Below are 13,376 nucleotides of genomic sequence, written 5' to 3'. Positions count from 1 at the left end.
TTCAAGTTGAAACTGCGATCGTTGAAGTGACTGAAGGAGGCTGACCATGAATACTTCACTCCGCAGCCCGTTAATCTATACGTTGTTTGTAATGCCAGCCCTAATCCTGTTTGTGATGTTCTTTCTATACCCTATTGGCAGTTCCCTGTATTACAGTCTGACGAGTTGGAATGGGGTGTCGGCTGAGCCACGTTTTGTGGGCTTATCCAACTATATGAAGGCACTGACCGATGAACGGTTTTGGATCTCCACACGGAATAACGGCTTTTTTATCGGATTTTCGGTACTGATTCAAGTACCCCTGATCGTCTTGTTTTCGCTTCTGATTGCCAATGTGAAAAGGCTAAAAGGTCTGTATAAAACAGCTGTTTTTTTACCATCCATCATGTCGACAGCCGTTATCGGTATTTTATGGGGGTTCATCTATGAGCCCAATATTGGACTGTTAAACAAAATGCTTCATGTGCTGGGCATCGATCCAATCTACTGGTTATCGGATAACCGATTTGCCATGTTGTCCATTTTGGTGACCAATGCCTGGCAGTGGACGGGATTTTACATTGTCATGGTGCTGGCGGCCATACTGGCGATTCCCCGTGATCTGGATGAAGCGGCCGCAATCGATGGTGCAACGGCGGTACAACGTGCAATGCGAATTACGTTGCCGCTGATCCGGCCGATCATTTCAGTGGTGATCATGTTGTCCATCGCAGGTGCCATGAAAGCAGCCGACATCGTAATTGTCATGACCAAAGGTGGGCCCGCTGGGTCCACTGAGGTTCTGGCGACTTACATGATCAAATACGCGATTACCAACTTCAAATATGGCTATGGCAATACCATTGCAGTGCTGATTTTTGCTCTGACGCTTGTGCTCACTGCGGTGTATCAACTGCTGGTAGCGAGGCGGGGCGAGAAGGTGGAATATTGATGGCAAAAAGCTTAAAAAGCAGTATACCTCATGTGTTGTTAATGTTGTATTTAATCGCGATTTTGTTTCCCTTTTTATTTGTAATCTTCTCTTCATTTAAGCAGGATAACAATGAAATCGCCTTGAATCCATTCGGTCTGCCTACAACATGGGAGTTTAACAATTACGTGGAGGCCTGGGTGAATGCCAAGATTGGCACGTATTTCTGGAACAGCCTGTACATTTCGGTTCTATCGTCGGCGTGTACGATTGTGCTGGGTGCCATGTTTGCTTTTGCCGTAACCCGAATGAGACACCGGAGATGGAGTCTGTTTCTGTACAGTCTGATTCTGGCGGGTATGCTTATTCCCAACAATGCACTTATGCTGCCGATCTATCTGCTTGTTCGCAAAATGGGCATATTGGATACGCATCTGGCGTTGATCGTGCCCTATGTGGCCAATGCGATCCCGTTTACAATTATTATACTGGCGGCTTTTATGCGTTCTCTGCCTGGAGAAATTGAGGAAGCGGCGGTCATGGACGGCTTGAGGGCCCCGGGTATCTTTGCTAAAATAGTGATACCTCTTACCGTTCCGGCTATTGTTACCGTTTTTATCGTTAATTTCCTCGGCAACTGGAACGAATTTTTACTCGCCAACTATTTCTTATCCACCGATAAATTGCGTACGCTGCCAGTGGGCATGGTCCAGTTTCGGGATCAATATCAGATGAACTATGCCCAGATGTCGGCAGGTATTGTATACAGTGTTGTACCTGTACTTGTGATCTACGCTATACTCCAGGAGAAAATTATAGAAGGAGTAACTGCAGGTGGTGTCAAAGGTTAATACCATGAACCAGTTGATAGGGAGAACGGGATATGAACTTGCGAATGAAGCTGGCCTTGGCATTTCTGCTGCTGATTATTGTACCGATGTGTGCGCTGGGCATTGGCATGTTTCTGGTCACATCACATACGATTGAGAAAAAGTACAATCAACAGGCCGAATATGCGCTTCAGGCCATTAGCTACAATATCGAGAATGTATTTCAGCAGATTAATAATGTTACCGACAACGGGATAGCGACATCGGTTTTTCAAATGGCGCTGAACGCCAAAGATCCGACCAAGCAGGATCTGGGAACCGGTAATCAGTTATCCCTGAATGCCAGCCAGCGCAATTTCCGTTCCCTTCTATATAATTATCCGTTCATCAGTTATGCCTTTTTATATGATTTGCGTTCTTCCGAGAACAACCAGATTGTCTCCATTTTCACCAAAGAAAATTTTCAAGCCCTTCCTTTTCAGCAATTCAAAGTGCATCCCTTATTCAACGAAATTCAGCAACTCAATGGCGTGCCCAAATGGCTCGCACCTTTGGAATATCCCGAATTAACGGGTGTAGAACCTGTCTTCACCCAGATCAGGCTGGTCAAAGAACTCAGTTATTTTCAAAATATCGGCGTGCTTGTTGTTCAGATCAAAAAAGGAGAGATTGACCGAATCTTCCGCCATCTGCAAATCAGCGATTCAGCACAGGATACGTCATTCCTTTTAATAAATGAGGAAGGACTGATCGTCTATGACCCCTCCGGACGTTACAATGGTAAGAACATGGAAAATTTGGGATCGAAATCCGGCGGTTATGGTCCCGGCTTTAACAGCGTCAGAACGGTCTTTGACGGCACGGAGAGCATTATCTCACAATATCACCTGAAGAATTATAACTGGAGTCTCGTCAGTGTCACTTCATGGGAAGCCTTATCTGCTGAAACAAATGCCTTTGCAGGTTGGTCGGTCATCATTATTCTGTTATGCTTGTTCGCCGCCATGATCTTTAATCTTTTTTTCATGAATCGTATTACGGGCAACATTGCTGTACTTGTAAGGTTTATGCGTCGTGTGGATGATGGAGATTTTAATGCGAGGGTGGAAGGAAAAGGATTTGACGAGATGCAGCTGCTTGCGCAGGGGTTCAATGAACTGTTGGACCGTATTGGCGGATTATTCCGTCGTGTTCGGGCCGAGCAACAGCAGAAGGCTCAAGCGGAACTACGTGTACTGCAAGCCCAGATCAAACCCCATTTTCTGTTCAATACCCTGGAATCCATTAATGGGTTGGCACTACGTGGCGAGGGCCGCAAAGTAAGCGAGATGGTCACCAGACTTGGCAATATGCTTCGCATTAGCATTCAGGATCAGGAGGAGATTCCGCTGGGTGAGGAGGTAAGGCATTTGCAGAGTTATCTGGAGATTCAACAGTACAGGTTCAGTGATTTGTTTAGGTATGAAATTGACATTCCACCTGATCTATATACCTCAATCGTGCTTAAGCTCACACTTCAGCCACTGGTGGAAAATAGCATTCAACATGGGTTTGAAGGGATCACATATCCAGGTGTGCTGCGGATAAGCGCCTATGAAGAGCGGGATCATCTGGTGCTGTGTGTGAAGGATAATGGGATCGGTATTCCCCAGGAAATGCTCGCGCGCTTTGAGTATATGGCAGCAGACCCGCCGGAATATATGCTAACTGAAGAAAGGGAATCATTGTCCGCCATTACGGAACGCCGAGGGTTGGGATTGAGAAGTGTGGCAGATCGCATTCGTATTCAATATGGGGCCGGATATGGCATATTTATATGTTCAGCACCGGGGTATGGCACAGTTATTCAATGTATCATTCCATTATATGAGCAGGAGGAAGCCGGATGAATCTGACTGCGTTGCTGGTTGACGATGAGCTGCCGATTTTGGAGAATCTCAGTTATATTCTACCCTGGGAAGAGATGGGGATTGAAATAACGGGTACAGCAAGAAGTGGTGCAGAAGCGCTGGATAAAGTGACTGAAAGTCATCCAGACATTATCTTATGCGATATTCGGATGCCGTCGATGGATGGATTGGAACTTATTCGATTGCTGCGAGAGCAGGGTGAAACGTGTGAAATTATTCTACTGACGGGATACCAGCAGTTTGAGTATGCTCGGACCGCTATCCGATATAACGTACATGAATACATATGCAAGCCAATTGATTATCTGAATCTGGAACTTAAACTGCGTGAGCTTGCAGAGCAGATCCAGAAGAGACGTCAGGAGAACGAGTCGGAGCGATATCAAAATATGGAGATGGCAAGTTGGATCAGACAAAAACAGTTGATTGACCTGTTGCGAGGAGAAGCACCGTTGAAGATTTCTGATCCTGTCTCTGTGCCTCAATTCATGCTTCCTTCTGTAGGCTATACATTACTGCTGGTAGATGCAGTCGGTTATTTTCGGCATTCCATTGGTTGGTCCGAGAGCCAGCACCAAAGATGGCATGAGGCGATGAGTTCCAGGCTTAGGGAAGTTACGGACAGAATCTCTAATGGCTGCGAGGTTCTGCGTCCCCGCAAAGGAGAGTGGTGCATCTTGCTCGAGGCATCGGGTGAGTGGAAACTTCAGTCAGAAGAATTGGCACATCAGCTTTTGTTTGAATTGAATGCGATATTGTCCATGGATTCAAACGTAAGCGCAAGGGTTGTTCAGGATGATGTATCCGTGAAACTGGAACAGCAAATCCATGCTCGGTATCAGCATTGTCAACGAATTCTAATGACACATCCGGAAAGTGCAGACAGCGTGCTGAAACCGGGATTCTCTTCATCTTCTTTATCATATGGTAATGAGACTTCCATAAAGGCGGGCACATGGATAACAAGAGAAGATCTGGAGCTTGTCACACGCTTCATTCGGCAATGGAATAAGCAGGGATTACTCGATGTAATAGATACGCTTAAACAGCGAATGAGGATTGCTGAGCAATCATTAGGCAGCATGGATGAAACCCATGTTCGCTATATGCTTGTACACATGCTTCGGGAACTGCGCGAAGTCAATGTCGTGGCCGAACAGGACGAAGTGAATTTCTGGAATGCTCTGCAAGAGGCTGTGTCCATGAGAGAACTGATTGAACTTGCAGAGGTCATTATCCATGCCTGTCAGGCTAAACAAACTCAGCCGCGTCCTCCAATAGCAGAACTAATTCGATCTGCATGTGATTACATGAACGCCAGACTGCAACAGGACTTGGGTATAGATGAAGTCTCGGATTGGCTGGGAATCAGCCCGGGTTACTTTTGCCAGCTATTCAAAACCCATATGGGGATAACTTTTGTTGAATATATGACTCAGAGACGTATGGAAAATGCCGCCTTGTTATTGAGTACAACCGAATGGAGCATTACAGCGATCGGAGAAGCAACGGGATTCAAGGAGCGCCGTTATTTCTCCAAAGTGTTTCATAAACACTTTCATATGAAACCATCGGAGTATAGGCAGAGCAAACGGCTGGGTTCGTAGTCTCCAAGGGGAAACGGAGGGAGAGATTGCATGAAACCATTGAATAATTTGACGTTGGAGCAAAAGGTAGGCCAATTGTTCATGTGTGGATTTCACGGTCAGCACGCAGATGAACAGATTACTCGCTTGATCCGTGAATATCACGTTGGGGGCGTCATCTATTTCCGGCGTAATGTAGAAAGTGTAAATCAATTGACGCGACTGTCCGCTGAACTGCAAGGTATTGCTGCTGAAGTGGGGGAATTGCCACTCATGATTTCGGTGGATCAGGAAGGTGGCATGGTCGCACGGATCGACAAAGATGGAGTGACCCAAGTGCCAGGTAACATGGCGCTAGGTGCGACAGGTAATCCGGAATATACCTTTGAATGTGCCCGAATTCTGGGTCGTGAGTTGAAAAGCATCGGTATTGATATGAACCTTGCGCCAGTGGTGGACGTGAATAACAATGCTCTTAACCCGGTGATTGGCGTACGGTCATATGGTGAAAATGCCGAGAGGGTAGCTGAGCATGGAGCAGCGGCTATTACCGGTTATCAATCACAGGGCATAGCTGCAACAGCGAAACATTTTCCGGGGCATGGTGATACCACGGTAGATTCTCACCTCGGTTTGGTCACAGTGCCTCATGATCGAAAAAGGTTGGAACAGATAGAATTGCTACCGTTCCGCCAAGCTATTGAGGCAGGAGTCGATGCTATCATGACGGCTCATGTTATCTTTCCGGCGATTGAAACGGAGCCTATTCCGGCAACATTATCACGTAAAGTGTTAACCGGGCTGTTGCGCGAAGAAATGGGCTTTGAGGGCATTATTATTACTGACTGTCTTGAAATGCATGCGATATCCAAGCCATATGGGGTAGCTGAGGCTGCCATTCGTGCTGTGGAGGCAGGAGCAGATCTGATTCTGGTGAGTCATACCTTGCAAGATCAGGTTGCTTCAGTGGACGCAATCGTCGAAGCAGTTCGAACAGGGCGAATATCGGAAGAGGTTATTCATCAGGCGTTGGAACGCATTATTACATGGAAAAGAAAGCGCTGCGGGCATCAGAATGATTCTCCTGTTTCGCCGAAAGCGAGTGAAACGGTCGAAGCAGCAGATGTTGAACCTGTTGATTGCACTGAACCCAGTGATCCTAGTGATCCAAACGAATCGACGCTGTTCAAGATTGCTTCAAGCAGTATTACCATCGTTCATAATGATGGTCTGCTGCCGCTGAATCCAGAGCAGGACGTGTATGTCATCTGGCCTGAGGTTGTGCAACGGACAGAAGTGGATGAACCATGGTCCCATACAGATTCCCTTGGCGTGGCGTTATCGCAGCTGCGAGGCAGAGTTCGTGAGCGTAAAATAACAACTCAGCCATCATATGATGAAGCAGATCAGATATTGAAGGATGTGTCGGATGCTGAGCAGGTCATCGTATGTACTTACACCTCTGCAGGTCACCTTCCCAAAGGGCAACGGTATTTAGTTGAAAAGCTTAGTGAAAATCATTCGCTAATTGTAATTGCTCTACGTAATCCATATGATCTGCTGGAAATTTCGATGCCCGGAAGTTATGTGTGTACCTATGAAAATACGCCTACAGTCGTCCGGGCATTGTCCCATGTGTTAACCGGTGGGCTACAGCCAACAGGAAGTCTGCCTGTCCGTTTACGTTAGACATATTCAGTCTTTCTATCTCTCTAAGGCATGGTGCTAATCGACCATCTCCTGGAGAGATTTTTTTGTTGGGATTTGCTATTGGGTTAATTTGGGAGTAGATGCTAAAAAAGATTATTGATAGATCATTATTTTCATAGTATTTTCCTTCTATTAAGAGTTTACAATTCTCCTGTTAAATTTTTAGCAACTTTTCCCGGTCCCAAGCGTCTAATAATATGACTTTTTGAGGGGGATATTTATAAAATGGGAGCAGAAGGAGCCAAAGACAAAGAATGAATTTGAAGAAGAAATTGTCCATACTTACCGCTTTTGCTGTTTTTCAGGCGTTTGCAGTGATCCCTGCTAATGCACAATCAGCTGATCAGAGCGATACTACACCAGTGAATACAGCCAAAGTTAAATCCGTGGAGGTTGTGAAGAAAGAACAAACCATCGCGGAATCCGAAGTGAAATCCGGAACAGACACTCCAACATCAAATAATGAAACAACTGAAGAAGTGAATCCTGATACAGATGTTCCTACAGGAACAGACGTGACTCCTGTTGAGCCGGTAACGGAACCTAAGGACGAAGAAGGTACAGCTGAGGAAACACCTGCACCAGTAGAAGTGGAGCAACCGTCTGCAGGGAATTCATCTGTCGCTGGAGGCGGGGGCGGAGACCTAACGCTGTATATGAACAGCGACAAAATGATGCAAGATGGCAAAACATATCTTGCCGGACAGCCAATGGCTGTTAAAAACGGTGTATCCTATGTAGCCATCCGTGCCCTGGTAGATCGGGTCGGCTATGATGTTAAATACGATAACACAACCAAAGAAACGATCATTATTAGTGGGGAAGATGAGCTGCGTTTCAAAACAAACAGCACAATCTATACCGTTAATGGTGTATCCAGATCGATGAAGGGTCCTGCTTATCAACAAAAGAATACGTTCATGGTGCCACTGACGTCGATTACACAGGCCCTGAACATCACATATAAAGTAAATCAGCCAGCCAAAACGGTTGTATTGAATCTGAGTACCAAACCGGTAGCCAGCTTCACGGTACAAAAAGAAGTTTTTGCTGGAGACCAGGTAACCTACACAACCAGATCCAGTTCACCCAAGGGACTCAGCATTGTTGATGAGCGTTGGACTGGCCGTCAGGATTCATTCGACCAACCAGGTATATATACGGTAACCTATGCGGTCCAGGATTCAAGTGGCCAATGGAGTGATCCGTATTCGGTTACGATTAAGGTTGAAAGACCGAATCTGCCACCTGTAGCGATGTTTACGACAGATAAGGAAGAATACAAAATGGGTGAGAAAATCACCTATATTGATCAAAGCACAGATGATGAAAATGCGATTGTAAAAACAGAATGGGAAAACAATGCACTTGCATTCTTTGTTCCAGGACCGAAGACCGTAACGATTACAGTTACCGATAAACATGGTGCTAGCGACAGCTATACCAAGACCATTAATGTTACGGGCGAAACGCTATACAGTTTGTCCGACTTCAACCAATTGTTCACTCCAGTCGGTGAGAAGTTCACCTTCGACGGTGGAGGAGTACCGGCATTGGAGAAAGTTCCTTTCACGTATTATGACGAACCAAGTCTGCTGATCCGCAGTAACAGCCCGGAAACCGTAAATACGGAAGGTATTGTCTACAAGGAATCTTCCTTCGGACAGACGCGCTTCATGATTCACCATGTGAACAACACGGGCAAAAACGTGAAAATGTACGTTGTAGCCACAAACAACAATGCCTACACGGCGTCCATTGAGCAGCAAAACATGGGCTTTGCAGGACCGTCTCCTTTTGCAACGGTAGCTGGGAAATTGTCAATTGACCGTTGGTTCCAGTCCATACAGAATGGAACCGGACAAAAGAAAGTGTACATCCAGCCAGGAGAAAGCAAGCTGATTCTCAATGATCTGAGCGTTCTTCCGATGAAACAGGGACAAGTCATCTCCTTGTATTCGGATGTATTCAGTGATTATGAACTGGATTATAACATTATCATGATCGAAGAAAACAAGGACCCGATGGAAGTGTTGTCGAGTCTGCCAGTTCTGGATCGTGATGGGGTCCACAACCGCGGAACATACCCGAATGCAACACGGATTATTACGTATGATCAAGAAGTAGGGTCGAAGCCTGCACGTCTTCCACTTGGAGATAATGCAAGTGATCCAAACCTTGTAGGAACGGATCCTATGGCGTACACAGCAGCTTCCAACGCAGGTAACTTCGGTGTATTGTACAAAATTACATTGAATAACGTTGCTCCGCGCACGTTGATTTCATTCAACCCTCGTGGGGGCAGATACTCAGGTGTGGCACTTGTGAATGGACAGGTCGTTCAGATTTCCACAGGTAAATCTGTAACTGCACCTAATGAGCAAAGCGTTATGTATCGTACAGGTTCGTACGGCGAGAGTGTAATCATTCTCTTCTCGGCTGCACCAGGTAGTAACTTGCCTGTTAACCTGCTGTTCACGCCGCTTCCAGCTGAAAAGTAATATCATGAACATGCACGGACGGTTTGGAGTGAAAGCTTATATCATATATACCCGTTCACCCCAAAAGTCGCCCGAACGATTGATCATCTGAACCGTCATGAAGGGACTTCATCAAATGCAATGTCATTAGCTCCAAGCTAAACGTAATGGCAATGCATGAGTATGGAGTCCTTTTTATGTGTTGTTGGAATGACCTAACACGGTGTCTTCGTTGACTCTAATCGTAAATTGATGCATTATTAGAGGTATACAAGAAAGCAAAAGTTTTCCCTTTTGCCGAATAAACTGTCGCTCTATGAATGATGCAAAATGCTCGTATGACAGGAGGTGCTTTAGATCATGCTGTCGACAGAACAGATTATTTCGACCATGTCCTCACAGGGGCTTCGCATTACCGATCAGCGGAAAACACTGGCCCGGTTATTTGCCGAGTCTCCCGGGTATCTTACACCCAAGGACGTCTATGAATATATGGGTAAGACTTACAGCGGACTGAGTTTTGACACAGTATATCGGAATTTGCGGGTGATGCAGGAACTGGGTGTACTGGAACAGGTCATCTTCGAAGATGGCGTTAAATTCAAAGCACACTGTAGTGAAGATCATCATCACCATCATATGATCTGTCTGAAGTGTCAGAAGACATATCCGATTGTTTTTTGCCCGATGCAGCTTGCGGATGCGCCTGAGCAATTTCAGGTTGTAGATCACAAGTTCGAGGTATTTGGATATTGCAAGGACTGTGCTGAGCATGCTCCGGCCAAAGCGGCGTCCGGACATCAACACGCTCACGGGAAGCACTGACCATGAAGTTATCGCGCAGAATTGCTCAGGCACCCATTCGGGTGTACCGCAACTATATCTCTCCATTAACGCCGCCAACTTGTCGGTTCTATCCGAGCTGTTCGGCTTACGCCATGGAGGCGATTGAAGTACACGGTGCGCTCAAGGGCTCGTTGCTAACAGCAAAACGCATTGCCAAATGTCACCCGTTTCATCCAGGTGGAGTGGATCTGGTACCGCCGAAGGCGGAGAAGTCTATGATGGTATCGGAGTAACCGATATAGTTGGAAGTATTCGGGTAGCCTGAAAGCAGGCCAGGATTGAAGTTGAGTAAGCTGTCCACTTGACAAAGGGGGCCGCATTTCAGTATATTTTTCCTATATATGCGGGTTCAAAAAGTCTGGTTTTACTTTTTGAACAACTTCTATATGATTTTCCAGTGAAGGGATAAGTACAGACACACCCCCAGTGCAGAGAGCCGGATGAGCTGAGAACCGGTCTGGGAGGAGGATGGAACATGGTCCCGGAGGAACCTCTTTCGAGCGTGCAGACAGTGATTTCAGAGCTGCTGTCGTAAGGCTGAGGCGTGATCCAGCGTTAATGGGCGGTCGAAGGACCGACAGAGCCTGTGTTTTGCGAAAAACATGGGGAATTTGGGTGGTAACACGTGAGAGCAACTCTCGTCCCATAGGGGCGGGAGTTTTTTGTGTTCTTTTTTAGTTGTTTTGGACGAAGGGATCACATGAAGCAGGAACATTTGAAGGAGGAGAAGTCATTCATGGCTGACCAAAAAACATTTTATCTGACAACCCCGATTTATTATCCGAGTGACAAATTGCATATTGGGCATGCGTATACAACGGTGGCAGGAGATGCGATGGTTCGTTACAAGCGTCTACGCGGTTACGATGCTCATTATCTGACTGGAACCGATGAACATGGCCAGAAGATTGAGCGCAAGGCACAAGAGAAAGGACAGACACCGCAAGCTTTTATCGACGATATCGTTGTGGGGATCAAGGAACTGTGGAACAAGTTGGACATTTCCAATGACGACTTTATCCGTACAACCGAAGAGCGTCACAAAACCATTGTTCAGGATATCTTTGACCGTTTGCTGAAACAGGGAGATATCTACAAAGGTGAGTACGAAGGCTGGTACAGCATTCCCGATGAGACGTATTACACGGAGACTCAACTGGTGGATGTAGAGAAAAATGAGAAGGGTGAGATTATCTCGGCCAAGAGCCCAGATAGCGGACATCCGGTTGAATTGGTCAAAGAAGAATCATACTTCTTCCGTATGAGCAAATATGCAGATCGTTTGTTGAAATATTATGAAGAGAACCCGGGCTTTATTCAGCCGGAATCCCGTAAGAACGAGATGATCAACAACTTCATCAAGCCAGGTCTTGAAGATTTGGCCGTATCGCGGACTACATTTGAATGGGGCGTCAAAGTTAAAGGCGATCCAAAACACGTGGTTTACGTGTGGATTGATGCGTTGTCCAACTATATTACAGCTCTGGGCTACGGTTCATCCGATGCATCTCTGTATAACAAGTTCTGGCCTGCGGATGTACATCTGGTAGGTAAAGAAATTGTTCGTTTCCATACGATTTACTGGCCAATCATGTTAATGGCGTTGGATCTGCCTTTGCCAAAGAAAGTTTTCGCACATGGCTGGTTGTTGATGAAGGACGGCAAGATGTCCAAATCAAAAGGCAATGTCGTTGATCCAGTGACCCTGATCGACCGCTACGGTCTGGATGCATTGCGTTACTACCTGCTGCGTGAAGTGCCATTTGGTTCTGATGGTACGTTTACACCGGAGAGCTTCGTAGAACGTGTCAACTCCGACCTCGCGAACGATCTGGGTAACCTGTTGAACCGTACAGTTGCGATGGTAGACAAATATTTTGAAGGCAAAGCCCCTGCGTTTGCTTCGAATGTAACGGAATTTGATGCTTCGCTGGAAGAAGCAGGCCATGCTACGGTGGAAAAAGTGGAACAGGCGATGGAAAACCTGCAGTTTTCCGTAGCACTGACGGCGATCAGCCAGTTTGTCAGTCGCACCAACAAATACATTGATGAGACGCAGCCTTGGGCGCTGGCTCGTGATGAAGCGAAACGCGATGAATTGGCATCCGTTATGTCTCACCTGATCGAAAGCTTGCGGATTGCTTCCATTCTGTTGCAACCGTTTCTGACACGTGCTCCTCATAAAATCTGGGCACAGCTCGGTATTCAGGAAGGTGAACTCACGGCTTGGGATTCAGCCAAGCAATGGGGTCTGGTTCCAGCTGGAAATGCCTTGCAAAAAGGGGACCCAATCTTCCCTCGCCTGGATTCTGAACAGGAAATTGCTTATATCTCAGAAGCAATGACTGGCGGTCAAAAAGCGGCACAGCCTGAAGCAAGTCAAGCAGAAGCTGGAGCTCCGGCAGTTGTTGAACCGGTGACTACACCTGAGGGCACGGAAGAGATCGGTATTGACGATTTTGCCAAAGTTGAACTGCGTGTCGCGCAAGTCATTGCCTGCGAACCGGTCAAAAAAGCAGATAAGTTGCTGAAATTGCAGCTGGATCTGGGATATGAGCAGCGCCAGGTTGTATCGGGAATCGCAAAGTTCTATTCGCCAGAAGAGATGGTTGGACGCAAAGTCATCTGTGTAACGAACCTCAAACCAGTTAAACTTCGTGGTGAACTGTCCCAGGGCATGATTCTTGCAGCGTCCCATGGTGACCAGCTTACACTTGCTACAGTACCAGAGAACATGCCTAATGGCGCACAAGTGAAATAAGAATATAAATGAATCAATTTCATAATACCTTTAGCTGCTTCAATCAAGGCTAGATATAGATCAAAACGGTTCAATTTGTCTATATCTAGTTACAAAAATCAATGTTTATTGAGTTATGAATTTGATTCAAATCCTGTCATAAAAATGACACAAGGTGGCCCGATGTAATTCGGGCCCCTTTTTTTGTTGATATCATTCGCATCTTAAGGGAGGAGAACAAGCATATACTGTTATGAACTTCGTACTTCGGGAGAGAATGAATAGGACGAGATAGCTTGACAAGTAGGTTCAGGTTACCTATAATTCTTTCAGTAATGTTTACGATTAAGAGATGCGGAGTGAA

General features: G+C 46.1%; 9 protein-coding genes. All 9 read left to right on the top strand.

What is annotated here, in order from left to right; all coding sequences use genetic code 11:
• Positions 1-46 precede the first annotated feature (46 nt).
• On the top strand, positions 47-931 hold the full coding sequence (locus AC1S8V_RS19595) for a carbohydrate ABC transporter permease (RefSeq protein ID WP_482070403.1): 885 nt from the start codon (positions 47-49) through the stop codon (positions 929-931).
• Positions 931-1,761 (top strand): carbohydrate ABC transporter permease, encoded by an 831-nt coding sequence (locus AC1S8V_RS19590; protein ID WP_076250993.1) that lies wholly within the window; start codon positions 931-933, stop codon positions 1,759-1,761. The genes AC1S8V_RS19595 and AC1S8V_RS19590 overlap by 1 nt, the downstream gene beginning before the upstream one ends.
• A gap of 32 nt (positions 1,762-1,793) precedes the next feature.
• Positions 1,794-3,629: a cache domain-containing sensor histidine kinase gene (locus AC1S8V_RS19585; RefSeq protein ID WP_482070402.1), complete on the top strand. Its 1,836-nt coding sequence runs from the start codon at positions 1,794-1,796 to the stop codon at positions 3,627-3,629.
• Entirely contained in the window at positions 3,626-5,257 is a 1,632-nt protein-coding gene (locus AC1S8V_RS19580; RefSeq protein WP_482070401.1) for a response regulator transcription factor, read from the top strand. Before AC1S8V_RS19585 ends, AC1S8V_RS19580 begins: the two co-directional genes overlap by 4 nt.
• Positions 5,258-5,287: 30 nt before the next feature.
• Positions 5,288-6,925: a beta-N-acetylhexosaminidase gene (gene nagZ / locus AC1S8V_RS19575; protein ID WP_482070400.1), complete on the top strand. Its 1,638-nt coding sequence runs from the start codon at positions 5,288-5,290 to the stop codon at positions 6,923-6,925.
• A gap of 275 nt (positions 6,926-7,200) precedes the next feature.
• Entirely contained in the window at positions 7,201-9,447 is a 2,247-nt protein-coding gene (locus AC1S8V_RS19570; protein WP_482070399.1) for a stalk domain-containing protein, read from the top strand.
• A gap of 339 nt (positions 9,448-9,786) precedes the next feature.
• A complete protein-coding gene (locus AC1S8V_RS19565; protein WP_150364551.1) occupies positions 9,787-10,251 on the top strand; it encodes a Fur family transcriptional regulator in 465 nt (154 codons plus the stop codon).
• Positions 10,252-10,253: 2 nt separating this feature from the next.
• On the top strand, positions 10,254-10,505 hold the full coding sequence (gene yidD, locus AC1S8V_RS19560) for a membrane protein insertion efficiency factor YidD (RefSeq protein ID WP_017687565.1): 252 nt from the start codon (positions 10,254-10,256) through the stop codon (positions 10,503-10,505).
• Positions 10,506-11,008: 503 nt separating this feature from the next.
• Positions 11,009-13,033, top strand: a complete 2,025-nt coding sequence (gene metG, locus AC1S8V_RS19555; RefSeq protein ID WP_482070398.1) for a methionine--tRNA ligase — start codon at positions 11,009-11,011, stop codon at positions 13,031-13,033.
• Positions 13,034-13,376: the final 343 nt, after the last annotated feature.

Source organism: Paenibacillus sp. B46(2026) (assembly GCF_056786355.1).
Note: the sequence above shows the minus strand (reverse complement) of the source record. Positions and strands in the feature narration are given on the sequence as shown.